Here is a 25,365-nt window from a genome sequence, read left to right on the forward strand (position 1 = left end):
TTTACCTCTACTATTTCTTCCGTAACACCCTCAATTTCTTAAGATTTCAAGTTTATTAAAAAAATAATTCAAAGGCTCAACTGCCGTGCTTGGAAATCCTGAAAACCTCACCAGCATAACGAAAATTCCTTGCAGCTATAACTAAAGAGCAGCCTGCCATAATTCCTGCTCCAAACATGATGCTAAATAACACCGGACCATTAAATTGCTGCAGAACATAGCTACCCGCCCACGGTCCTATAAAGAATGCCGCATATCCTCCCATGTTGGATACAGAGAAGTAAGTCGTGCGCATCTCTTTCTTTGCAATTTTTGCGATAAGTGCCTGGCGTTTAGGAGCGACTAATATTTCTCCGAAAGTGAAGATGGTGATACTCACATACCAATGCCAGGGACTGGAGGAAAACACAAAGAGTAATGGTCCTAAACTGTATAAGATACTACCGTTCAAAAAAGCTTGACTATAGCTCATCCGGTCCAAGATCTTTCCAGCGATTGGCTGAAAAATGACTATGAGTAATGTGGTTAAAGCGATAAGCCGAGCAAACAAATCTACTCCATTCGCAAAATCATCAGCTAGATATTGTACAACCGTTACGTCACGTTGGGATTCAATAGCAAACATAAAAAAACAGGAAAACACAAGAGGAATGAACACCTTGTCTTGTACGATTACTTTAAGAATCCTGCCGAACATGTCAGCTTTCTTGGCATTGTATTTACTTTGGTGACTAGAGGAGTTCACCTTCTTTCCCCGGTAGAACATACTACCCAAAATCAATGTTAATGCTAAAAGAACCCCGGAAAATAGTAAGATGGGCAACGGTGACTGCCCACTTCCCATATAGGCTCCCAGAAGAGGGCCAATGGTTCCTCCCAGATTAAAAAACCAGTACCGATAACTAAATACTTTCGAATAATGTACTTCACTGGTGTAAGCAGAAATTAATGATTGATTGGTTGAGTTGAACAATGCCCACCCCAGACCAGCAATTGCACTAATCATACACAATATTATGTAGTTACCAAGAGTGGCAAATCCTATTAAGCATAAGGCAGGAACAGAGAGGGATAACAGAAATAACTTTCCCACCCCAAATCTGTCGGCAAGTCTTCCTCCAGCAACACTAAACAGTAAGGAAGATAAAGGGGGGATTCCTAGTAATAGTCCAGTTTGAGTTACAGTTAAGCCTGCGACCTGTGTAAAATAAAGAGCAATAAAAGGCATCGCCATAAAACGCGCCGTAGATTCTATAAAGCAAGCTCCCAAAAGTGCCCATACTATACTGGGCAGCACTTTCAGTTCACGATTTACTGTATGAACTAACTTCTTCATCTAGCCCTCGGTGCCCTCCGAATGACTTTCGTTCTTCGTAAATAGCGGCTGAGCTAACTCAAATCCAAATGTAGAAACATAAAACCACTTACTGTCCTCGCCATCATCCTTCAATTCATTAAATTCTTTAAGGAGCTCGTGATACTTCTTAACCCACTTCTTATATTTATCATCTGTTGTTTGCACCTCTAATTGAGCATTAATTTGATTCCAATTCTCTGGATTTTCACTTTCTGTTAAGAAGACTTCCTCTGGAGCTTCAATTGCTCTTTGTCTTGTCCGGTCAATAGCAGTTAAAGTCATGAGCCTTCCGCTATCAGCCAAATACCTATTTTCTACAGGAAAAATATCACTTGAAGGGATAAAGCTTTTGGCAGCTGCCCGGTAAGTCTTTTCTGTCATATTACGTTTCTTGGATTCACCTGCTAAATAAATGAGTTCATTTTTCTCAAGGTCTTTTAAATGGTAATGAATTTTAGACCTTGCTACATCTAGTTTTTGTGATAATTGCTGACCAGAGTACGGTTTTTCAATTAAATGATGAAGAATATCGACACGTAAAGGATCACTAAGAGATTTCAACTGCCCTAAATTAGTTAAATAAAGAATATTTTGTTTCATTTATTGTCCACCTTTTTTGATTAGTCAATTTTTATTGACATAAGTGTAAAATAAAACCAGTTATATTGTCAAATTAATCTGACAATATAACTGGTTTTAAGATTTAACTCTCATATCAATGGAAATTTGTTAAATTTATCGAATCAATTTCCTCAATTCATTTGTCATTTCTTCCACTAATTCAGGCCGGCCGTGAAATTGAGCAGGTGTATTTTGAAATAATTCTATCTTCCATCCGTCTTCCTTATGTTCTAACACTAAAGTGTGGTGAGTATTTACTTCTGGTTTGATATCAGATTCACCAGGCGGAATCATTCCTGCTATCGCTCTTAAGATGGCTGTTTGGTCTCCAATGAATTTAACTTCTTTTACTTTATTCACAAAAGGAGCCGTTGGATGATCTCTGAAAATAGGCTTTAAGTGAGACAGAATTTCTTCTCGGCCTTTAGAGGTGCTGCCATCAAACCCAATGCTTTCTCCACTTTCAGTAAACAAACTTGACATTTTTTCAGCGTCACGATTGTTCCAAGCTTTAATTAAATGTTCATATGTTTCCTTAATCGCTGCTTCTTTTCCCATGGACTCACTCCTTATATTTCTCTGTGGAAATTATTATCTCACAATGGAGTACACTTCTAAACTTTTTTACTGGATGGGTTCCTTGATAATCTAAAAATTCCAAATGAATACTTAAGGTAACTATTAACGATCCTTTTAAATGATGAGCCTACTCCACTGAAAATTCAGCAGCGACCTTCACCGAGGAATTTTGATTCTTTGCCTTCAACGGTTTAACTACCCGATACTTTCCTTTAGCTAAACCCAGGTCTTTCAAATAAACGTTCTGTCTGTAAAATTCACCTGCAGAAAGTTCATATCCTATACTTTCAAAGGTAAGTGTAAGTGGTATCCTTTTCCATTTTCCTGCCTTCTTCTCCTGAAAATAATAATCCTTCCCAAATGTTAACTCTGCCGGTCCCTCATTTTTTACTTTAAAGGTGAAATGATCTGCCGTTTGTTCTTCAATCGAAACTTGGACGTTTATTTTACCATTTTTGACAGCGTTCATCCTAACATCTGCATTAGGCACTTCCTCATCAACACTCCGTTGTTCTCGGCTTGAGGAATTCACTCTGTCCGGTTCTTCCGAAGCTGAATTTTCATCTGGTATTGAGTTCGATGACGTTCCTGTGCTGTTGATTGAACATCCAATCGTCATCACCATGCAGAACAAAACTATGGCAGTACTCTTCCTCATAGACATCCTCTCCTAACAAACGAATGAACTGTAATAAAAACACGAATAGATGATTGACACTGCCATTGATTAGTCGGAAATTCTTGCAATAAGTTACAAAATACAGGACAAACCATTGTTCTAAATTTGCAATGTTTTCTGCAAGCCTCCCAATTTTTCCAGTTGCTTCATCCATTTTTCGATCATTATTTGTAATTTTTTACAAATTCAGTTCGATTTTACTATAGTTTTAGGACCTTGGGTTCAAGGGAACTTACTGCCCGACCAAGAAGTGATAGGTATATGGAAAAAGGAGGGATTTTTTGAAATTAAAGAACAAATGGTTAAAAAGTGTGGTTGTCAGTTCATTGGCTTTGGGGTTAGTTTTACCGGGGGCAGTTTCTGCTGCTGATAAGGAGGGTCCGCAGGTTAAATCTGAACGGAAAGGGGCGTATGTACCTTCAGAAACTCCGGATGCGGTGCCATTGATCAAAGAATCTGTTAAGAAGTTGAACAAAAGAAAGGAAACTGAGTTGGGACCTGCAAAACCGAAATACAAAATGGATGTAAATTACAATTCCACGAACCACACCATCCATGGAAAAATGCAAGTCACTTTCAAGAACAACATTAAAGCCAACTTAAGTGAATTGTATTTCAACCTCTGGGGCAATGCAGATGTATTTGAAGAAAATGGCGGCGGTATGAATGTTTCCAAGATTAAAGTGGATGGGAAGAAAGCAGACTTCGAGGTAGATAAAACTGCGCTACATATCAAGAATCTCTCCTTAGATAAGAATAAAAAAGCAGTGGTAACCATGAAGTTTGAAGTGAGCCTGCCTGAACAGAAGGACCGCTTCGGCTGGGACGGAGATACGGTTTCCCTTGGTAACTGGTTTCCTATCCTTGCCGTCTATGATGAGGAAGGCTGGAATGTGGACCCCTACTATCCATATGGAGAATCCTTTTATTCTCTCACAGGAAAATTTGATGTGACCTTAACGACGGATAAAGATCAGGTCATCGCGGCCACTGGTGAAGAGGTTGGCAATCCGGACATCAAAGGGCACAAAGCCACTCACCACTATAAAGCGAAAAATGTCCGCGACTTTGCAATGGAGATGAACCCCAACTACCGGGTGATATCTGCGAAAGTAAAAAATACGAAAGTGAATGTCTATTACTCTGGTGACCATGCCAAATATGCAGCCAGTTTACTCGAATCTGGTGTGGATAGTATCAAGCTGTTCAGTGATAAATTCGGCAAGTACCCGTGGCCAGAACTGGATGTTGTTACTATGGAAGGCTGGTTCGGAGGGATGGAGTATCCACAGCTCGTAATGATCAGTCTTACTGAAAACAGTACGATTGATTGGGCGAAATCCGTCAATGCTCACGAAATCGGACATCAATGGTTCTATGGAATCATTGGAAATAATGAATACGATGAACCTTGGCTGGACGAGTCTTTCGCAAGCTTTGCGGCTGCCTTATACGATGGAGATCTTGATAAACTGAACGCAGATCCGAATCCCGACCCCTACTATCATCTATCAAGTCAGGTGGCCGACTTTACTGCCCGTGCAGATGAAGGCGGGATCAGTGCTTACTATCGTACGATTTATGATTATGGCTCAAGCACGCTTAATGATCTACGGCAAAAACTAGGCGATAAAGAATTCTATCATGCTATGAAACGCTATTTCCATCAGCAAAAATTCGGGATCTCTTCTACTGGTGAATTTATTTCCTCAATGGAAAGATCTACGAAACAAGATTTAATGCCATTCTTCAGAAATCACCGTGTGTATTTGTCAGATCAAGAATAAGTTGACTATTTTTAATAACAGGCTGTCGAGTGAATTTCGGCAGCCTGTTATTATTTATTGGTGAATTTTTTTCTTTATTTTTCCAGCACATGATTCTGGCGAATGATGAGTTGTATCTACTTTAATATCATAATCGATCCCGATATGAACTGCCTCCGCCTGTGCTGCAGCCATACCTTCTGTGCGATCCTTGCGCTGCTTTTCACGTGCAGATGCCGCAGTGGAGGCACAATACACGCCCACCCACAGCACCTCCAGACCCTTTAAAGAAGTTTCCCAGCTTTGCCTGGCTTCTACCCCGCTAATAAAAACATCGTCAATAATCACAAGAGCTCCTTTGCGAACCATCTCTCCAATACCGTATTTCCACGCAGATTCTAAAGTCCTAAACTCAGGTCCAGGGCTGACAGACCCATCGTCACCGAGCTTAAGGCCACTAGCAGTCTTAAACATAGACTCAGGCATAGCATTGATTAAATCATCAATACTAAACCTCAGCCAGGGGGTATGTAATGAATTTTGAAGACACTTTGCAATCGTAGTTTTTCCAGAACTAGATCCGCCATTTAGAATGATGACTTGTACCATCGCTCCCACCTTTCTTTTATACAAACCTTATATATTGAAGGTTTTCACTTTTTAACCCGCCCATTCGTTTGTTGGGTAACCGTCTCTCCCGTTAAATTTCCTTTTGATGTCTATAAATAATTCCAAAGTCGAACGTTCATAACTTCTACATTGTCTAGTGCTTTTCCTCCTTCTAGATCAACGGTCCAAGCCCCATTATAGAAATACATTCATTTACTTTTTCAACGTTTAATTAATGACATGTGACATCCCTTCCATGTCAGTTCATCTCTCACAGTTATCAAAGCATAAAGCTTTGGTACTTCTGTTCATAAGCGGAGATTTAAATTCGAAACACACTCCCTATTTCTACTCACTTCTTTAGATGTTCCACGACAGAATCATTCCTAATTTTGAAATTTTATTTCATAATTACCACCATTACCGATTTTTTATTCTACCGGTGCTATACTATGTGAAAGCGCTTAATAAAAAAACATTCTCAATTGAGGTGTCCTTTATGAATGGAGTTCTATATAAAGTAAGAGAATCTTTCGCTACGGTAAAGCCGGCGGAAAAAGTAGTGGCGGATTATATCTTACATCATCCTGAAGACGTCGTTTCCATGTCGATTCAGCAAATTGCGGCTGAAAGTTACTCCAGCCCATCTGCCGTATTAAGATATTGCAAATCAATTGGTTACGAAGGTTTTAAAGACTTTAAATTAAAGCTTGCTGGTGACTTATCAATCCTGAACATGCACGATTTAGACAAACAGCATTTGGAACCTGGGGATTCGATTAAGAACGTTATGACTGTGATTACCCATAACAATATTCAGTCGCTACACGAAAGCCTTCAGCTGCTGGATGTGGAGGAACTTACCAAGGCATATCGTTATTTAACGCAGGCAAAGAAGATTGATCTTTACGGAGTGGGGTCCAGTTACCTTATAGCCTCGGACGCCGTTCAGAAGTTTATGCGCATCAACAGACCTTGTACCGCTTATAGCGATTTTCATATGCAAAGAGTATCGGCAGTAAATTTAGGTCCTGAAGATGTAGCGATAGCCATTACGTACTCCGGTGAGACAAAGCAAGTCATCGAATGCATACAAATTGCCAAAAGCCAAGGGGCAAAGATTATCGCGATCACGAAGTATGCAGACACGGAGATTACTTCGCTGGCAGATGCCGTATTGTTTGTCGCTGCAAAGGAAGATGAATTTAGAAGCGCTGCCATGACTTCACGAATGGCAACGTTGAATGTCGTGGATATTCTTTATACAGCATGCGCTCATGAAGAGTATGACGATGCTCTCTTTCATTTAAAAAGAACACACGAAATCATTCAGCAAAGCGGGGAAAAAGGAGGAAATAAACAACATGATTGATCATCTTACTACGGAAACAAGAAATGAGAATACAATGAACTTAGATGATATGTCTACGCATGACTTTTTAAAAGTGATGAATAATGAAGATAAGCTCGTACCTCTGGCGGTCGAGAAGCAAATCAGACAGATCGAAGCAGCCATCCGCTTCGTCGTTGAATCCTTTCATTCTGGAGGAAGACTCATCTATATAGGGGCAGGAACCAGTGGACGTCTGGGAATCCTTGATGCAGTCGAATGCCCTCCGACATTTGGCACGAATTTCGAACAAGTTCAGGGATTGATTGCCGGCGGCGACCGAGCGATCATCAAAGCCGTTGAAGGGGCGGAAGATAGCAAAGAAGAAGCAGTCACAGACTTAAAAAAGTTAAACCTTACAGAAAAAGATACAGTAATCGGCCTGGCAGCAAGCGGACGCACGCCTTATGTTATTGGCGGCTTACATTATGCAAGAAGCATTGGTGCCCATACAGCTGCTATCAGCTGTAACAAAGGATCGGAAATCAGCAAAGAGGCGGATGTTGCCATTGAAGTAAACGTCGGACCTGAAGTAATCACCGGGTCTACCCGGCTGAAGTCAGGGACAGCGCAAAAATTAGTCGTGAACATGATTTCAACCGGCGCCATGGTCGGGATTGGAAAAGTCTACGGCAACCTGATGGTGGATGTTCAATTGACCAATAAAAAGCTCGTCCAAAGAGCAAAAAATATTATCTCATTAGCGACAGGTGTTTCTATTGAAGAAGCTGAAGATTACTTAAAGGAAGCAGGCCATAAGCCCAAAGTAGCCATCGTGATGATTGAAAGAAAATGCAGCAAAGAACAAGCCGAGGAATGTTTAGAAACTGCAAACGGCTTTGTCCGTTACGCCATTACTCAATAGAAGGGTAGGTTATCAACATGAACAATCGCGTGCTTGCCGAAAAGATTGTGTCCCATTTGGGTGGAAAACAAAATATCATTAGTTTCACAAATTGTATTACACGCTTGCGCGTCAATGTGAAGGATTATTCTAAAGTTCAGCTCGATTCAATAAAAGGCCTTGAAGACGTTATGGGGATTGTGGAAGATCAAACGATTCAAATTGTTCTCGGCCCTGGAAAAGTTTCTAAAGTTGCCTATGAGGTAGAAGAAATTACCGGGATCGAAGGTAAAGAGTTAGACGAGGAAGAAGAGATTAATGTAGCTTCAGATACAAAAGCGGCCTATAAAGCAAAGCAAACGTCACGAACTCAGAAAATGCTGCGGCACGTAGGGAATATTTTTGTACCGCTAATTCCTGGTTTTGTAGCGTCAGGTCTCATTTTAGGTATCGCTAACTTAATCGCGAATCTTGCCGCTCCTGAAGCAGGAGTACTCGATTCGGCCATTCTCGATACAGATTGGTATATCCTTTTACAATCCATTGGCGGCTTATTATTTGGAAGTCTGGGAATTTTCGTAGGAATCAATACAGCAAGGGAATTCCGAGGAACCTTAGTGCTTGGCGGGATTGCCGGCCTTCTCATCTATGCTCCTTCACTGAGTAATATTGATACCCTTCAATTATTCGGATTAAATTTAAAAGTCAGTACAGGTCTTGGCGGTTTATTAGGTGTGATTATTGCTGCCTACATTTTTGCTAAAATCGAACAATTTGTCAGAAAACGCATTCCTGACAGCCTTGATTTAATCATTACTCCTCTAGTAACTATTCTGATCGGCTCTCTGATCGCGGTTATAATTATTCAACCGCTGGCAGGATTAATTATGAGCGGTATAACTTGGTTCCTCGTCGATGTGATGCTTAAGATCGGCGGCGTAGTCGGTGGCTTTGTATTAGCAGCGACATTCCTTCCGCTGGTCACTGTAGGACTCCACCAGGGAATCATCCCTGTTCATTTAGAGCTCATTAATAAAGTAGGCTACACTACTTTACTTCCGGTATTAGCAATGGCAGGAGGCGGTCAAGTGGGAGCGGCAATCGCCATCTACATGAAAACCACGGATAAACGACTGCGTAAAACCATCGCCAATGCCTTGCCTGTGGGCATACTCGGGATCGGCGAACCTTTAATTTACGGAGTTTGCCTGCCCCTTGGACGTCCATTTCTGACAGCTTGTCTAGGAGCAGGCTTCGGCGGATCCTTCCTTGCCTTAGCAAATACAGGTGCGATCACCGTTGGTCCCTCCGGCATTGCGCTTATTCCACTGATTGCGGATGGAAAATATTTATCGTACATTATTGGATTAATTATTTCTTATATTGGCGGATTTGCATTAACGTATTTATTCGGCTTTAAAAAAGAAATGGCCAACCGCCTCTATGACCAGGATAAAGCAGCCTAATCCCCCATCAACTCAGCCTTCGTTACCAGGGCTGAGTTTTTATTATTAACCTCCTAAAATTTCTTACTCCTTGAGGAGAAGTTCATGAAATTAGTTGGTTCCTATGTATTTTCACAACTATACAAATCAATACTATAAATGAACAGAGTCACTGGGTCATACAAATACGCATTCATTGGGCAGAATCCATGAATATATCCCCCATTTGTGTTACTTTACATTTGAAAAGAATAAGGAGGAATGCAAAGTGAATAACAAAGAAGAAAAGAAGCAGGAAATCCTTAAAGCCCATCAATTCAGACACGCAACAAAGCAATTTGATCCCGATAAAAAAATCCCCGAGGACGACTTTCGCTTTATTTTAGAAACCGGCCGCTTATCTCCAAGCTCGTTTGGATTCGAACCATGGCGATTTCTAGTCATCCAAAATGAGGAACTCCGTGAAAAAATCCGTCAAACAGCTTGGGGCGCTTACGGAAAGCTTCCGGATGCCAGTCATTTTGTCATCCTCCTCGCCCGCACGAAGAAAGACACCAAATATGACTCCGACTATTTGCAACGGCAATTTAAAGAGATCAAACAAATGCCGGATGAACAAGCCGAGAAATTCCTGGAACGAATCAAGGAGTTTCAAGAAGTTGATTTTGATTTGCTGGATGGAGACCGTCCACTATATGACTGGGCATCCAAACAAACGTACGTAGCGCTCGCCAATATGATGACAGCCGCTGCTGAAATAGGTGTAGATTCCTGCCCGATTGAAGGGTTTAACATCCAGAAAATGAATGAACTCCTCGAGAAAGAAGGTCTTCTAAAAGATGGACATTTCAGCATTTCTGTGATGGCTGCTTTTGGTTACCGTGCTCAAGAACAGCCGCCAAAGTCACGGCTCTGTTATGAAGAAATTGTGCAGTGGATTAACTAAATAGTACAGCGGTACCCCTTTCTTTAAGGAGTACCGCTGTTTTTTTCGCTATTTTTCAAATTGTACGAATTTCTTCCTCCAACAAACACCCAGCTCTTCGTCAGTCCATAATTAACTAGCATCCCGCCACCAGTAGCAGCGATCTTCGTGGTTACCAGCGACCATTCTACTAGTTGCAACCCCATCTTCAACAGCGAAGCAGTGAGAATTAAAGTGATTAGATTAACTAAAAGAAATCGACTGAATTCTCTTCTACTCTTCTTCTCCGCCACTTGAAAAGTCCATTGACGATTGAGCAGATAGCTATTGATCACACCGCCGCTGTAGGAAAAAATTTGGGCAAGCCAGTAAGTGATACCGACACTTGATAGGATGAAGAAAAGCAGCAAATCTACAGCGGTGTTCAATAATCCAACGAATCCAAACTTGATGAATATGATCCCTGCTTTATTGCTTTCCAATGAATTTCGCTTTCTGAGTCATTTCTTCCCGCTTGTACGTTTTTCGCACAATATACAAGGGTCTAGCTTTCGTTTCGTCATAGATTCTTCCAATATATTCTCCCATTATTCCCATAATCAATAAGACAATCCCGCTGAATAGTAACTGGATGACAATGACCGATGACCATCCTAGAATCGTACTGTTTGTAAATAACTTCAAATAAATAACGTAGAGCATATAAAGGAACCCACCAAGAGAAAGTAAGACTCCTGCATAACTTGCGAGTTTAAGCGGCTTATATGAAAAAGAGGTAATTCCGTCGAGCGAAAGCTTCAGCATTTTTTTCAATGGATATTTGGATTCACCAACCAGTCGTTCATCCCGCTCATATTCAACCGCGGTCTGGCGAAATCCTACCCAGCTGACCAGCCCTCTTACAAACCGGTTCTTCTCGTGCAGCTGCGCCATTTGATCACACACTTTTCGATCAATCAATCGAAAATCTCCAGTATCCATAGGAATATCTATATCCGTTAAAGCACGTAGAGTACGATAAAATAAGGAGGCGGTATATTTCTTAAAGAAAGTCTCGCCTTTTCTTTTAGTTCGTTTGGCGTAGACCACTTCGTACCCTTCCTTCCACTTCTCAATCATAGAAAAGATCAGCTCTGGAGGATCCTGAAGATCGGCATCCATCACAATAACAGCGTCCCCTTGTGCCGCATCCATACCTGCTGTAATAGCGATTTGGTGGCCAAAATTACGAGCAAAATCAATAATTTTCACAGTTGAGTCGCCCTGACAATATTCCTTTAAGATGGATAAGGTCTGGTCTCTGCTTCCATCATTAACAAAGATTAATTCATAAGAATCATTTAGCTGGTTCATCACCTGTTTCAAACGACTAACCGTGGTCTGGATCACTTCTTCTTCATTATAAACAGGAACGATCACCGAATAACGCATAGCCACTCTCTTCCTTTCTATTTATTATTTAGCTTTCATGATTTATAAACTTAATCCAAGCTCACTTCATAAAGGGTACCCGCACCTCCAGGTCCAAACTGATTCATTTCCTGATCTGAACTGGAAGAGCCTGTTTTCCATTTATCTGTCGGAATTTCTGTTCCATTCTCTTTAATCCATGTAGTAACTTCAGAACTTCCTCTTCCCATTCCTCGGTCAGAGATAAGGAAGTATTTAACTTCGCCGCTCTTGACTAAGTCTTTTATTTCATCAACCGAATAGACCGGATCTGATCCAGAGAATCCTCCCATTGTAATAACAGATTCATTCTCGTCGATGATATAAGGAGCGGCAGTCGTATAACTCGTTGTAGCAAATAAATAGGTTTCCCCAGTGTTATTTTCTTTAAGATAAGAAAGAGTTTGCTCGTCAATCCCTGCGCCTTCCATCCCTCCTGGCATGCCTCCCATGCTCATCGAAGGCATATCTTCACTATTTTGAGGAAATGGATGTTCCGAGACATCTGTATCCGGAACATCTCCGTTCATATTTCTATTGAAATTAGGAGCGCCTCCAGCCTGCATCTTGCCCATATTTCCGCCTGGACTTGGCCCAGCCTGTGGAAGCATACTATTACCTCCATAAACAATCGGCGTTAATGACCAGTAGGACGGTCCAATTAACAGAACCAATAACGCCAATACACTAAATAAACGCTTCAAATTCGTTTCCTTGAATTTAAAGTAGATTAGAACGAAAGTGAATAAGATTCCCGTTACTAGAACTCCTACGGACCAGCCACTGCCAATCGTGTCATCATAAGGATGGATAACGAACCACTCAAAAACAGAAGTAAGCAATACCGCCGCAGGGAGCAGCGAGGATTTGAAGCTGGATCCGCTTCGAAAATCTTCATAAAGCTGCGCCCACCCTGCCCCAAACAAAGCGGCAATCGGCGGAGCCAGCATAATCAAATAATAATGGTGGAAAAATCCGGCTATACTGAAAAATATCCCTACTGGAATGAGCCAGGACAGCCAAAAGATCGTTTCCTTGTGCTTGGCGGTTATGTGACCCCTGCGTATTCCAAATAGCAAACCTAAACTTGCAAGGAGTGCAAAGGGAAGCAGCCAGCTGGCTTGGCCGGATAACGCTGACTTAAATAAACGCAAAGGGCCTTTTTCGCCTGTACCAAACATACCGCCGCCGTTTCTGCCTGGCATGCCGCCTCCTCCAGCTTCCATATTCGGAGGTCCACCGTTTCCATTGCCATCAAAGTCCGGGCCAGCTAAACCTCCATTCTGATCGGATGACTCACCAGCTGCAGGGGGAACTGCCATGCCATTGTTGTTCGCCTCCCCAGCCAGATTCTCTCTGTTAAACGTGCCTTGATCTCCACCCTTGCCCGGTCCTTGCTGGCCGGTCAAGCGAGAAAGTCCGTTATATCCAAAGGCGAGTTCAAGAACCGAGTTATTTTCACTGCTGCCAATATACGGCCGCTGGTCTTCTGGTGTTAAATCAACAATAACCGCCCACGACAGCGATAGAATGACCATCAAAGTGGTTGCAGAAGCTAAGACGCCAAGTTTCTTTTTCCAGTTCATTTTTACTGCTAAAAGGTAAATCAAATAAAAAGCTGGAAGAACCATATACGCCTGAAGCATTTTCATATTAAAGGCAACGCCGATAAGTGAGAACGCTCCGATCAAACTCCAGATACTGCTCTTTCTAATTCCTCGGAACAAGAGCCATGTGGCTGCTAAAAGAGTAAATACTAGCATGCTGTCAATGTTGTTCGTCCGGCTGACGGCTACTGCAACCGGTGTAACTGCCATTGCCAATGCCGATAACCTTGCAGCAATCGTCCCAAAGGAAGGCTTGATTAATACATACATGAGTACAACAGACCCCACTCCAGCTAAAGCCTGAGGCAGGATGACACTCCAGCCTTTAAGTCCAAAAATAGAGGCACTCAAGGTTTGAATCCAAAAGGTAACTGGTGGTTTGTCTACCGTAACCGAGCCCGCCGTGTCTAACGATGCGAAGAAAAAATTATGGAAATTTTCCATCATACTTGCAACGGCAGTCGTATAATAGGTGTTTGCGTATTGATCCGTCCAAATGTTGTATCCATTTAGAAAAATGGAAAGTAAAACGATAATCACTAAAAAGATATCTACCCGCGATTTCAAACGTTCTCTCATTCCCTACCACTCCTAAAATCAAAAGTTTCTTTTTTAAGGCTGGTTCCCAGTTTGCACGTCCAAGCTGATTTGGAGTTTAAAACCAGCTGAAAGTTTGCTGAAAATTGTATGGCTATCTGATGGAACGCTTTATAATAAAGAGACGAAGAGAAAAGAAAGGCAGGCGGCAGGATGACAGATCAACAACAAATAAAAATTCTAATTGTCGATGATGAACCTCATATATTAAATTTCTTAGAACTCGGATTATCAAATGAACGATATGAAGTGAAAACAGCTTCTGATGGAATGAGTGCCGTCACCCTAGTGAAGGAGTTCGCACCTCATGTAGTGATTCTGGATATCATGATGCCAGGGATTGACGGGTTTGAAGTGTGCCGATTAATTAAGAAAAGCGGTCAACAAACCTCGATCATTATGCTGACCGCAAAAGATGAAGTCGAAGAGCGGGTAAAAGGGCTTACTCTAGGAGCCGATGATTATGTAATTAAACCGTTTAGTTTCGAGGAATTGCTTGCCCGTATTCATGCACGCATGCGGAATCAATTCCCGAGCCTGTTCGGAGGGGTTACTCATGGTCCCTTTAAACTTGATGATCGAAGAAAAGAAATCAAGTATTACGACCAGGTCTTAGAGTTGTCCCCTACCGAGTATGAACTGCTTCGTTACTTATTCTTGAATCATGGAATAGTCGTTAGTAAAGGAATGATTCTAGATAAAGTGTGGGGATACAGCTTTCAAGGGGAGGATAATATTGTGGAAGTTTATATTCGCGCGCTGCGAGACAAGCTTAAGGATAAGGATCACCGGCTCATTCGCACCATCAGGGGCTCGGGCTACAGGTTAGACTTGCCATGAATCCCTTGAAACTAGGAAGATTACGTCAAATAACCAATCCCGAGTCGCTTAGATATAAACTGCTCGTCCGCATGCTGCTGATTTTATCTTTTATTCTCTTGATCATCGGTATTCTGCAGTATTTCGTAATGAAGGATTTTTTATATCGAAATGAATCGGAATCGTTAATGTCAAGGCTGATGTCTATGCCTGTTGGAATGATTCTTAATGAAGATTCCTTACCTAGTCCGCCTCAAGGAGAGGGAGATCAGTCACGATTTCTATTTATGGAGGATTTTTCTTTAGCCTTGATCGATACGTCGGGCAATTATAAGGACCTTCTTAATGAGCAAGACTTACAATCACCCGAAATATCGAAAGCCGAATACCAGAATCTTAAATTCGCTCTCATTAATCACCAGCCCCTCGAACCAATGGTTGTAAAAAATAAAAAAGGACAGGAACAGCTCCTCGTCTTCCGACCATTGGGCCGCGGAAATGAACGGTCTGGTCAACTGCTGCAAATGGGGACGACTACTTCTCATTTACACAAAGTCCTTTGGCAGCAGCTGCTTACTTTTATCGTTTTGTCTATTATGGCTCTGGCAGCGGGGTTAGCCATCTATTTCTCTGTGATTCGCAAAACACTTCTACCCTTATCAACTATGGTTAACGCGGTTAAAAATATCAACGCAGCCAATTTAGCTGAAAAAATCCCCCATCATCAAGGGCAGGAGGAAATCGATCGTTTAGCTGATTCCTTTAATGAAATGCTGACACGTCTGGACATTTCTTTCGAGCACGAAAAAGAGGCTAAAGAACAGATGAGGCGGTTTATCGCAGACGCTTCCCACGAGCTTCGCACCCCGCTCACTTCTATTCATGGGTATTTAGAAGTTTTGCTAAGAGGTGCTGCGGAACGTCCCGAACAGCTCTACCTAGCCTTAAGAAGCATACACGGAGAATCTAAAAGAATTATTAAACTTGTTGAGGAATTACTACTACTCGCAAAGCTGGATCGGGCACCCGAGCTTTCTCTCACTGAAACAGACCTTGCCCAATTAATTCAGGAAATGGAACCTCAGCTTTATTTTCTAGCCGGAAATCGCACGGTGGAACTACAGCTGGAAGAAAACCTTACAGGGTCGGTGGATCAGGACAAAATAAAACAGGTGATATTGAACTTATTTCACAACGCCGTTCAGCATACGGATTCAGAATCAGGGGTAATTCATCTTTCACTGCATGGAGATCACAACCGTCATCTGGTCATCAGTATTGCAGATAATGGTCCGGGAATAAGTAAGGAAAACCTCTTTCATATTTTTGACCGCTTTTACCGAATTGATCATTCACGAACCCGTCAAAATGGGGGAGCCGGACTCGGACTTTCCATTACGAAATCGATTGTCGAAGCACACGGGGGTCAAGTAGATGTGGAGAGTCAGGTAGATGAAGGGTCTGTATTTACAGTAAGTATTCCTTTAAAACAAGTAGAACGCTTGACTCAACAATGAGACAGGGATATAAAGAAATCCCCCCCAGTCTAAAGAAGAAAAACGGAGGAAATTGCAGAGGTTTATTCTGAATGACCGCTCCGGAAATACACTCCGCTTTTCGCGGGCGGCTGGTGTGCCTCCTCGTGCAAGCACTCCGGGGTCACACCTATGCCTTCCTCCCGCAGAAGTCTACGTGTATTTCCTACGCTGGAATAGTTGATATTTCCCCATTTCATTCTCCTTCGTTTAGAGACAAAGTAATACAATGCGAAACGTAATTATAATTTCTACGGAAACGTCTAGAAAGCTTGCATCAGCCAGGAAAATTCTGAAAGATGATGGAAATAAGATTTCATCATCTTTCAGAATTAATATTTGCTAACAGACTTCTGTCACAGGGTCTTTATATATCTGATTGCCAAACCTTGTCTAATGGAACACTATCCTTAAAATAGGTGATTTTTATGTCCCCATCTGTAAAGTTATATTCATCTCTTAGATAATTGACCAGCTCCTCGAAACGCTGCTCATCATTAGTTTCCGGTTTTCGATCTAATTCTAGGCGAATCGAAGGTATAGCTTTTGAATCTTTTATACTTGGAAGCATTTTAGGTATAACCCCACTATATCGATTTGAATTTTCGTCAAAGTGGACAAAGAGGCTTTCATATCCTTTAATATGTTCTTGGATATAGGGTTTTAATTTTCGAGTCAATTCCTGCTCCCATTTTGATGAGATGTAGGTATCAACTAATTTGTTATCTCTATCTTTATAAACATAAAACTGCACATGGTCGTATGAATTTACCACTCTTGCCGCCGTTTCAAAAGGTTGATACTCTAAGCTGGCATGATAAATACCAACAACCTTGGTATCAGCTGCAAACTTTTCCTTTAAATACCCTTGTGCCTCTTCCTTAATAGATGGTTTTGATTCAGAATTTGAGTTAATAGACAGTTGTACCACTAATACAATAGCTAAGATAATAAATATGATCGCAATAATGTAATTGATTATATTATCTTTTCTAATTTTCACTAATAACCCTCCTGAATAATTACTTTCATCAAGTAACTCCTTTAAAAAACAATACCTTATTATTCTATATTATGGATTAATTGTAAATGATTCTCTTGAGTTGAAAATATAGATCTATAAAGATGTCACCTAAAAATCATCCTCAAGGTGTTGCTCAGAGATATTGCTGGTGAGGTAAAAAAAGGACCCTGCTGACGGCAGAATCCTTCTTTATTATTGCTTCCTAAATTCGTGCAGCTTGCTATTCAAACCTTTCGTCTGCTCATATACTTGTTGGTATATAGGATATAACTTTTGATATCTCTCTACATTCTCTTCAATAGGATCCACAATTTCTTTAGTCGAAATAAAGACCTCCGCACATTCCTCAAGCGTTTCAAACCAACCGCAGCCTTTAGCGGCAAGCATAGCAGCCCCCATGCCCGGACCCTGCTCACTGGATAATCGAACAACCCGAGCGTTAAACACATCGGCTTGAATTTGCAGCCAATCCTTATTCTTAGCGCCGCCTCCAATGGAGACCACCTTATCAATTATTTTTCCATTATCCCTAAAGATCTGAATGGAATCATTTAAAGAGAAGGTTATCCCTTCTATTACAGCCCTTACAAAATCGTTCTTTGTATGAGAACTGTCCATCCCTATGAAACTTGCACGGATCGCAGCATCTGCATGAGGAGTTCTTTCTCCGACTATGTAAGGAGTAAATAATAAACCATGAGATCCAATCGGAGTATCGTCCAGCTGCTCCAGCATCTGGTCAAAAGTCATTTCTTTCGCAAACACCCTTTTAAACCAGCTTAGGCTATCACCCGCGGCTAAAGTTACTCCCATCGTGTAGTAGGCATTTTCTTTTCCGTGGTTAAAATAATGTACCTTTCCTTCAAAATCCAGATCGGAGGACTCTTCGTAAGAGAGCACAACACCAGAAGTACCAATACTGCATAGTGTTTCTCCTTCTGATAATATCCCTGCTCCAATAGCCCCGCAAGCGTTATCCGCTCCTCCTGCGAACACTTGGACAGACGGAGATACCCCGATATATCGGGCTGTATCGTCCGAAAGCGTGCCAATACATGCACTAGATTCGATAAGCGGCGGACACATGTCCAATGAGATCCCAAACTGTTCACATAGTTCCCTGCTCCATTCTTTCTGTGCGGCATCTAACAATAATGTACCTGCCGCATCGGAAAATTCACTATGAATCTTCCCTGTTAGACGATAACGCAAATAATCTTTAGGAAGGAGAAAAGTAGCGGCACGGTCAAACAACTCCCTCTCATTTTCCTTTACCCAGAGCAGCTTAGGTAGAGTGAAGCCTTCCAAAGCAGGATTTTTGGTGATTTTGAGCAATTGGTCCTCTCCAACAATTTCATAGATCGTTTCACATTGCTTAGTCGTTCTCGTATCATTCCAAAGGATCGCATTACGTAGGACTTGGTTTGTCTCATCCAGCAGCACAAGTCCGTGCATCTGCCCTGCAAAACTAATCCCTTCAATACTAGCATTCTCAATCGGCTCCACGAGTTCTTGAAGAGCTTCGAGAGTTTTCTCTACCCAAACCTCCGGGTCTTGCTCGCTGTACCCCGTTCGTTCTTGAATCAAGGGATAGTCCTTGGAAATTTCGTTTCTAATTTCTCCTTCTTTATCTACGAGCAGCACTTTAACAGCACTCGTTCCTAAATCTATTCCAATTACATAGTTCATCATATCCCGCCTCTCTTTACTTAAATAGAAAAAGCGCTCAAAAACATTGAAGTCCCTGAGCGCTCTGAATCGTTTACTTCATTCCTACAGGAACATTTACACTTAATAAATACTGATTCAGTACCGATTTCAACCATTCCATCCGTCCTGATTGGTTCTCGATTTCACCAAGACTTAGAGCATGCTCTTCTAACAAATGAAAGTTTGTGTCTCCATCAACAATTTTCTTCCCAATCCCTTCGGAGAAACTACTATAACGGTTTTCAATGAACTCTTCCAACACTCCATCTTCCAGTAACTTGTGAGCTACTTTTAAACCGATAGCAAAACTATCCATACCTGCGATATGAGCGTGCAACAGATCATCGGGCTTAAATGATCCTCTTCTAACCTTAGCGTCGAAATTCAACCCGCCTTTACCTAAGCCGCCATTTTTCAAAATTTCATACATGGCTAAAGTAGTAGAATATAAGTCAGTCGGGAATTCGTCCGTATCCCATCCCAGCAGCGTGTCTCCCTGGTTCGCATCCACGGAACCCAGCATGCCGTTCACACGAGCATAACGAAGCTCATGTTCAAAGGTATGACCAGCTAGGGTAGCATGATTAGCTTCAATATTAAATTTAAAATCATTGGAAAGGTTGTATCGTTCCAGAAAAGCAAGACTGCTTGCTACATCATAATCATACTGATGCTTAGTCGGTTCTTTAGGTTTGGGCTCGATTAAAAACTGACCCGTATAGCCAATTTCTTTAGCATAATCGAGAGCCATGTGATAGAACCGTCCTAAGTTATCTAGTTCAAGTTTAAGGTCGGTGTTCAGTAATGTTTCATAACCTTCGCGTCCTCCCCAGAAGACATAGTTTTCCGAACCAAGCTCCTGTCCAATTTCCAATCCTTTTTTCACTTTAGCAGCGGCATAGGCATACACATCCGCATTATTGGTTGACGCAGCGCCATGAACGAAACGAGAATGGGTGAACATATTAGCCGTATTCCATAGCAATTTAGTTTTACTCGTTTTCATATAGTCTTTAATCATTGAAATGATTTCATCAAGATTTCGATTCGTCTCTCCGAGTGTACTACCCTCCGGAGCTACATCAACATCATGGAAACAGAAATAGGGCACATCGAGCTTTTCAAAGATTTCGAACGCAGCTTCCACTCTAGCTTTAGCTAAATCCATTCCCTGCAAATGATTCCATGGACGCTCCATATTGCCAGCACCAAAGGGATCCGATCCATCGGCTGTAAATGTGTGCCAGTATGCCACAGAAAAGCGTAGATGCTCTTCAAGTGTTTTATCCCCTAATTTTTCTTTTGGATTATAGTGCTTGAATGAAAAAGGATTGGTCGACTGTGTTCCTTCATATTGCACTGCATTCACTTCATTAAAATAACTCATGGTTCTAATTCCTCCTTAGAATATTTACTTAAATTTCATAGATAGCTGGACGCTTTACAATTTCTCCGGTTGGGCTCTCAAATTGGAGCATGGGCCATAGAGAATCAGCAGTGGTAATTATTTCACTTCGGCTTCCCTCTACTAAAATTGTGTCCTCAGATTTCGTTCCTGTGATCGAAGGATTCCACGCAAAGGCTTGGAATGGTTCCACCTCAAAGGAACTAGCAGGAGTAAGTAAAAAATCACGATTCTCATAGCCTATCGCCCCTCCTTGATGATGCAGCAGCCACTCATCTTTAAAACCTGCTTCAGCGTACGCCCTCTTCAACGTATGTAAGAGTTGTTCCGCCCTTACGCCTCGTTTTGTATTAAAAATTAATTGAGCATCAATCCAAGCGGTTTTCTCATGAATAGATTGAAGACTTTGCTCTACTTTCCCTACGTGGACAATCCTAGTTAAAGCCACCGTTAGTCCTTTTTCCTGAACACAAGAAATGACCATACACTTTTGATAGAAAGGCTTCATCGTTGGAACAGGGTGTCGATAATTTGCAATTCTTTCATCGGCAGCCACCAAAGCCACAGTAGGGGTAAGACCGGCATCCATAAATTGACTGTTTAATTTACCCGCGATTTCCATTTCAGTCATCCCAGGCTTCAGCCCCTGGCAGAACTTCTCGGTAATAGCCGTCGCTTTAAAACCTAAATTTCTTATTCTTTTTACTTCGGGGGTGGTTAAAGAAAATCGCAAAGGCGCGATGTTTACGACCTGGTGGTCTAATGCTTTCAATCCCGTATCAGAGGCAAGACGATGAACTACAGGAACCTTCTCCATCGCTTCTTCAATAGACTGGTACCATGGATAATCAATAACTTCATAGGAAAGGCCGATCATTTCCTCAGCCATAATTCTCGGTTTTTCGATGGTATTGGCTAGGAGAAATACATTATCCTTAGTGATTAACAGACCGCACTCTCCGGTCATACTGTTATAAGGAATACCGTTATAGCCACCGCTAGTTAGCCAGGCAAAGTTATCTTTTCTTTGTAAAAGGAGTGAATCAAAATGTTGTTCCTCCAAAAAATCATAAATTCGCTTAAGCTTCAGTTGTAAGTCGCTTTGAGTAGTTGAGAACGCTTTCAAAAAAAGTTACCCTCCCTTACTATGAAATCTACTTCAATCCTCGATGAAACTCTCTTTGTTTGTAGTCTAGATTATATCACTTCCTTCCTTTGTTTGTCTAATTAATAAACAAAGTTTATAATGATATTATCCAAAGAATTTCCTTAATAAATGAAGTTCTTTCTTTCAGAGTTTATAATAAAAGGAGAATAGTCAAATGATGAGGAGAGAAACACAAATGCCAGAAACAGGCAACCAGAAATTAGTAAAGAAAATAAATAAATCGATCGTGCTTAAAATGATTCGGAATCAAGCGCCTATTTCAAGGGCGGCAATCTCACAAAAAGCCGGACTTAATCGCGGTACGGTATCTTCTCTAGTCAGTGAATTAATTGATGAGCAGCTCATTAGCGAATCAGGTATGGGCGAATCCAGAGGCGGTCGTAAACCCGTCATTCTGCTCTTTAACCAAGCCGCTGGTCATTCCATTGGGATTGATCTTGGCGTTAATTATTTGCTTGGTGTACTCACGGATCTCAAAGGAAAAGTAGTAGAAGAACGAAAGATTGAAATTCACAGCTTGTCGGCAGAGGAAATTATTTCTTCTATTAAAAGCATGATTCGAGAGTTACATAAATCTGCTCCCGAAAGCCCTAATGGAACCGTCGGCATAGGGATTGGAGTTCCCGGAATAGTCAATCATGAGGGCGAAGTGTTATTGGCTCCCAACCTAATGTGGGATCATATTCCTTTAAAGAAAATATTAGAAGAGGAATTCTCCATTCCAATTTTAATTGAAAATGAAGCCAACGCTGGGGCCTATGGTGAAAAGCTCTATGGGGCAGGAAAAGAACAAGAGAACTTAATTTATATTAGCGCAGGGATAGGAATAGGGGCAGGACTGATCTTAAACAATGAGTTATATCGTGGATTAAAGGGTTATTCGGGAGAAGTCGGTCATATGGTTATTGATGTGGAAGGAAAACATTGCCGCTGCGGAAGGCAAGGCTGCTGGGAGCTCTACGCTTCTGAACAAGCAATTCTAAATGAAGCCCATGCCTTGGGGATCAACGAAGACTCAGCCGACCCGCTTACATTAGAACAACTAATCAGTCTAGCTGACAAAGGTCATCAAGAAGTGATTGATCTCTTTATAAAGACAGGAAAATATCTTGCAGTTGGAATTCTGAATATGATTAATACCTTTAACCCTGAACAAGTCATTATCGGGAATAGAATGGCCATGGCTGAAAAATGGATGAAACCTGTAATTAGTGAAACGATGAAAGAACAATCCAAGGAGTTTAACCAAGAAGGAATAGACATCTCTTTTTCTAAATTAGCCACCCATTCTTCTCCTTTAGGTATGGCTGCCTTTATAACAGAGAATTTCCTGGAAAGTGGCATAGCCCAAATCCATTAATGCTCCTCAATCAGTTAAAGCCTGCAGCCTCATGAGAGACTGCAGGCTTTAGTGGTTTGCCAGCGGATTTTATTTTATTACCCTTTTAAGAACACCGTTTTCATCGTAGTGAAGAATTCTTTTGCTGCCTCTCCCTGCTCTCTTGAATAAGAGCTGGAAGCTTTCATACCCCCAAATGGCGCTTGCAATTCGACTCCAGCGGTTTCAGAGTTAATTCGTACTAAACCGGCTTCGATATCATCGATGAAGGAAAGAATGTGATCAATATTTTTTGAGAAAATAGAAGCGCTCAAGCCAAACTCTACATCGTTCGCTAATTCAATCGCTTCTTCAATCGTTTCTACTTCCATCAATGCCAGTACCGGACCGAAAATCTCTTCTTGAGCAATCGTCATGGAGGAACTTACTTTATCAAAGATAGTGGGTTCGATATAATACCCTCCATTTTCATCACTAATCGGTTCCCCTCCAAATAAAAGTTCTGCTCCTTCTTTTTGTCCAACTTCAATATAGTTTTTCACCGTTTCAAATTGACCTTTCGTCGCACAAGGGCCCATCCATGAAGTTTCCTTAAGTCCGTCACCAACGCTAATGGCCTCTACCTTCGCAAGTAATTTTTGCTTGAACTTTTCATAAACCCCTTTTTGTACGATCACACGACTGCTGCACGTACATTTCTGTCCAGTAGATTTCAATCCGCCGCTAATCGCTGCATCTACAGCTAAATCAAGATCACAATCTTCAGCCACGATAATTGGGTTCTTCCCGCCCATTTCAAGCTGATACTTTCCTCCACGGGCTGCGACGGTCTTTCCAATGTGATTTCCTGTGGCATTGGAACCTGTGAACGTTACCGCGGTTACTTGTTTATTCTCTGCTAATCCTTGCCCAATCACAGAGCCCTTACCTGTTACAAGATTAATAACACCCTCTGGAAATCCGGCTTGATCGAAACAATCCATCACTTTAGCCGCAGTAACTGCCGCTTCTGTTGCTGGTTTCAAAACAACTGAATTACCATAAATCAAGGCCGGTGCGGATTTCCATAAAGGTATCGCAACTGGGAAGTTCCAGGGCGTAATGACTCCTACTACTCCCAGAGGAACACGTTTACTAAACATAAGAGCTGAGCTATCGGTAGAAGGAATAACATCGCCTTCTTTTCTCATGCCTTCTCCTGCATAATATCTCAGAATGGCTACTCCTCGGGCTGTCTCCCCCTTAGCTTCTGGAAGAGTTTTTCCCATTTCCCTTGTCATCGTTTCGGCAATATCATCAATGTTCGCTTCCAGCTTATCAGCAACCTTGAACAAGTAATTCCCTCGCTCAGCACCTGAAAGCTTTTTCCACTTTTTCTGAGCTTCTGACGCTGCTTGAACGGCGAGATCTAAATCTTGCGCACTGGAGTTTTGAACACTGCCTACAATTTCGGACGGATTCGCCGGATTGGTACTTTCAATTACTTCTCTTGAATCGGACGCGCTCCATTTTCCATTAATATAATTTAAAAAAGTATTCGTTTCTGTTGTCGTTTTCATCTTTATTCCTCCTTGAGATTTAGTTAGATACAGATGATGTATGTTGTACAGCCAGCTTTTCAACTGGATTCCTTAACGTGCCTATTTCTGGAATCGTAATTTCGATTAGATCCCCATCCTGTAACGTAAAATCATTATCAGGAATAATGCATGTGCCCGTAAATAGTACGGTGCCATCAAAGAGTTCGTTATCGCGATGCAGGTATTCAACTAGCTCATCATATTTTCTTTTCAACTGAGAAGTGCTGGCACTTTCTTCGAATATTTTTGAACCATTCCTGCTGATTGTACAAGTAATGGTTAACTCATAAGGATTGTTAACGGTTTCAGCAAGTCGTATAGACGGTCCAAATGAGCAGGAATGCTTCCATATCTTTGCCTGGGGAAGGTACAAAGGATTTTCTCCTTCAATATCGCGGCTGCTCATGTCATTGCCGACCGTGTAGCCAACAATCTTCCCCTGTTTATTAAGGACAAGGCCTAATTCCGGTTCTGGAATCTGCCAGTTCGAATCATTGCGGAGATAAACCGGCTGATTCGGTCCAATCGTTCTGCGGCTGGTCGATTTCATGAAAAGCTCAGGTCGTTCTGCTTCATACACTTTGTCGTAGTAGGAGTCACTCACTTCCTCCTTCCCTTCGTGGGCTTCATAATTACGGGCTCGTTTACTTTTCAGATATGTAACCCCAGAAGCCCATACTTCTTCAGCGTTTAAAGGAAGCAGTAAATGCAAGTCTTCTAGCTTCTGCCCAATAGGCTTCGAATCCTGAATAGCTTCCTTTACGAGAGAGAGACATGTCACATCGTTTTCTTCCGCTTGCTCAATGATTTCCAGAAAGTCCTGATAAGGTAACAGGTAAATGGAATGATCCTCCTTGACGACAGCTAATTGACTGGCTCCATCCTGGGTTTTAAATTTAATAATATTCATTGCATCA

General features: G+C 41.6%; 22 protein-coding genes. 8 read left to right on the forward strand and 14 right to left on the reverse strand.

Annotated elements, in window-relative coordinates; genetic code table 11:
* Positions 1–76: 76 nt before the first annotated feature.
* The 4 genes from Q7A53_RS08750 to Q7A53_RS08765 form a co-directional block, all read right to left on the reverse strand.
* Positions 77–1,336 carry an MFS transporter gene (locus tag Q7A53_RS08750; protein WP_411788766.1) on the reverse strand — a complete coding sequence of 420 codons (1,260 nt, stop codon included), beginning with the start codon at positions 1,334–1,336 and terminating at the stop codon, positions 77–79.
* Positions 1,337–1,957 carry an ArsR/SmtB family transcription factor gene (locus Q7A53_RS08755; protein ID WP_411788767.1) on the reverse strand — a complete coding sequence of 207 codons (621 nt, stop codon included), beginning with the start codon at positions 1,955–1,957 and terminating at the stop codon, positions 1,337–1,339.
* 135 nt (positions 1,958–2,092) lie between these two features.
* Positions 2,093–2,536: an SgcJ/EcaC family oxidoreductase gene (locus Q7A53_RS08760; RefSeq protein WP_411788768.1), complete on the reverse strand. Its 444-nt coding sequence runs from the start codon at positions 2,534–2,536 to the stop codon at positions 2,093–2,095.
* 148 nt (positions 2,537–2,684) lie between these two features.
* Positions 2,685–3,215: an immunoglobulin-like domain-containing protein gene (locus Q7A53_RS08765; RefSeq protein ID WP_411788769.1), complete on the reverse strand. Its 531-nt coding sequence runs from the start codon at positions 3,213–3,215 to the stop codon at positions 2,685–2,687.
* A gap of 302 nt (positions 3,216–3,517) precedes the next feature.
* On the opposite strand from Q7A53_RS08765, the gene Q7A53_RS08770 reads away from it, so the two are divergent.
* Entirely contained in the window at positions 3,518–5,023 is a 1,506-nt protein-coding gene (locus Q7A53_RS08770; RefSeq protein WP_411788770.1) for a M1 family metallopeptidase, read from the forward strand.
* Between the two features lie 54 nt (positions 5,024–5,077).
* Here the strand turns inward: Q7A53_RS08770 and Q7A53_RS08775 are convergent, their stop codons facing one another.
* A complete protein-coding gene (locus Q7A53_RS08775) occupies positions 5,078–5,611 on the reverse strand; it encodes a chloramphenicol phosphotransferase CPT family protein (RefSeq protein ID WP_411788771.1) in 534 nt (177 codons plus the stop codon).
* Between the two features lie 499 nt (positions 5,612–6,110).
* Here Q7A53_RS08775 and Q7A53_RS08780 point away from each other — a divergent pair, with 499 nt between their 5' ends.
* From Q7A53_RS08780 to Q7A53_RS08795, 4 genes are all read left to right on the forward strand, one after another.
* A complete protein-coding gene (locus tag Q7A53_RS08780; RefSeq protein WP_411788772.1) occupies positions 6,111–6,983 on the forward strand; it encodes a MurR/RpiR family transcriptional regulator in 873 nt (290 codons plus the stop codon).
* On the forward strand, positions 6,976–7,866 hold the full coding sequence (gene murQ / locus Q7A53_RS08785) for an N-acetylmuramic acid 6-phosphate etherase (RefSeq protein WP_411788773.1): 891 nt from the start codon (positions 6,976–6,978) through the stop codon (positions 7,864–7,866). The genes Q7A53_RS08780 and murQ overlap by 8 nt, the downstream gene beginning before the upstream one ends.
* A 17-nt stretch (positions 7,867–7,883) precedes the next feature.
* Positions 7,884–9,311: a PTS transporter subunit EIIC gene (locus Q7A53_RS08790; RefSeq protein ID WP_411788774.1), complete on the forward strand. Its 1,428-nt coding sequence runs from the start codon at positions 7,884–7,886 to the stop codon at positions 9,309–9,311.
* A gap of 247 nt (positions 9,312–9,558) precedes the next feature.
* A complete protein-coding gene (locus Q7A53_RS08795; protein ID WP_411788775.1) occupies positions 9,559–10,236 on the forward strand; it encodes an NAD(P)H-dependent oxidoreductase in 678 nt (225 codons plus the stop codon).
* A gap of 23 nt (positions 10,237–10,259) precedes the next feature.
* Here the strand turns inward: Q7A53_RS08795 and Q7A53_RS08800 are convergent, their stop codons facing one another.
* From Q7A53_RS08800 to Q7A53_RS08810, 3 genes are read right to left on the reverse strand one after another with little or no spacing between them, the layout of a single operon-like run.
* Complete coding sequence (locus Q7A53_RS08800; RefSeq protein ID WP_411788776.1) at positions 10,260–10,697, reverse strand: GtrA family protein; 438 nt, start codon at positions 10,695–10,697, stop codon at positions 10,260–10,262.
* Positions 10,684–11,646 (reverse strand): glycosyltransferase family 2 protein, encoded by a 963-nt coding sequence (locus tag Q7A53_RS08805; RefSeq protein ID WP_411788947.1) that lies wholly within the window; start codon positions 11,644–11,646, stop codon positions 10,684–10,686. Before Q7A53_RS08805 ends, Q7A53_RS08800 begins: the two co-directional genes overlap by 14 nt.
* A gap of 50 nt (positions 11,647–11,696) precedes the next feature.
* Positions 11,697–13,850, reverse strand: a complete 2,154-nt coding sequence (locus Q7A53_RS08810) for a glycosyltransferase family 39 protein (RefSeq protein ID WP_411788777.1) — start codon at positions 13,848–13,850, stop codon at positions 11,697–11,699.
* 171 nt (positions 13,851–14,021) lie between these two features.
* Between Q7A53_RS08810 and Q7A53_RS08815 the strand changes: the two genes are divergently transcribed.
* Complete coding sequence (locus Q7A53_RS08815; RefSeq protein ID WP_411788778.1) at positions 14,022–14,708, forward strand: response regulator transcription factor; 687 nt, start codon at positions 14,022–14,024, stop codon at positions 14,706–14,708.
* A complete protein-coding gene (locus tag Q7A53_RS08820) occupies positions 14,705–16,204 on the forward strand; it encodes a sensor histidine kinase (protein ID WP_411788779.1) in 1,500 nt (499 codons plus the stop codon). The genes Q7A53_RS08815 and Q7A53_RS08820 overlap by 4 nt, the downstream gene beginning before the upstream one ends.
* 385 nt (positions 16,205–16,589) lie before the next feature.
* Here Q7A53_RS08820 and Q7A53_RS08825 read toward each other — a convergent pair whose 3' ends face one another.
* The 4 genes from Q7A53_RS08825 to Q7A53_RS08840 form a co-directional block, all read right to left on the reverse strand.
* Positions 16,590–17,225, reverse strand: a complete 636-nt coding sequence (locus Q7A53_RS08825) for a hypothetical protein (RefSeq protein WP_411788780.1) — start codon at positions 17,223–17,225, stop codon at positions 16,590–16,592.
* A gap of 213 nt (positions 17,226–17,438) precedes the next feature.
* The gene (gene xylB, locus Q7A53_RS08830) at positions 17,439–18,935 is read right to left on the reverse strand and encodes a xylulokinase (protein WP_411788948.1); all 1,497 of its coding nucleotides are present in this window, start codon (positions 18,933–18,935) and stop codon (positions 17,439–17,441) included.
* 73 nt (positions 18,936–19,008) lie between these two features.
* Positions 19,009–20,343 (reverse strand): xylose isomerase, encoded by a 1,335-nt coding sequence (xylA, locus tag Q7A53_RS08835; RefSeq protein WP_411788781.1) that lies wholly within the window; start codon positions 20,341–20,343, stop codon positions 19,009–19,011.
* Positions 20,344–20,371: 28 nt separating this feature from the next.
* Positions 20,372–21,487 (reverse strand): M24 family metallopeptidase, encoded by a 1,116-nt coding sequence (locus Q7A53_RS08840; protein WP_411788782.1) that lies wholly within the window; start codon positions 21,485–21,487, stop codon positions 20,372–20,374.
* Between the two features lie 196 nt (positions 21,488–21,683).
* Between Q7A53_RS08840 and Q7A53_RS08845 the strand changes: the two genes are divergently transcribed.
* Positions 21,684–22,889: an ROK family transcriptional regulator gene (locus Q7A53_RS08845; RefSeq protein ID WP_411788783.1), complete on the forward strand. Its 1,206-nt coding sequence runs from the start codon at positions 21,684–21,686 to the stop codon at positions 22,887–22,889.
* Between the two features lie 77 nt (positions 22,890–22,966).
* Here the strand turns inward: Q7A53_RS08845 and gucD are convergent, their stop codons facing one another.
* On the reverse strand, positions 22,967–24,427 hold the full coding sequence (gucD, locus tag Q7A53_RS08850; RefSeq protein WP_411788784.1) for an alpha-ketoglutaric semialdehyde dehydrogenase GucD: 1,461 nt from the start codon (positions 24,425–24,427) through the stop codon (positions 22,967–22,969).
* Between the two features lie 19 nt (positions 24,428–24,446).
* The gene (locus Q7A53_RS08855) at positions 24,447–25,358 is read right to left on the reverse strand and encodes a fumarylacetoacetate hydrolase family protein (RefSeq protein WP_411788785.1); all 912 of its coding nucleotides are present in this window, start codon (positions 25,356–25,358) and stop codon (positions 24,447–24,449) included.
* Positions 25,359–25,365: the final 7 nt, after the last annotated feature.

Source organism: Halobacillus rhizosphaerae (assembly GCF_046719735.1).
Classification (GTDB): domain Bacteria; phylum Bacillota; class Bacilli; order Bacillales; family Halobacillaceae; genus Halobacillus_B; species Halobacillus_B rhizosphaerae.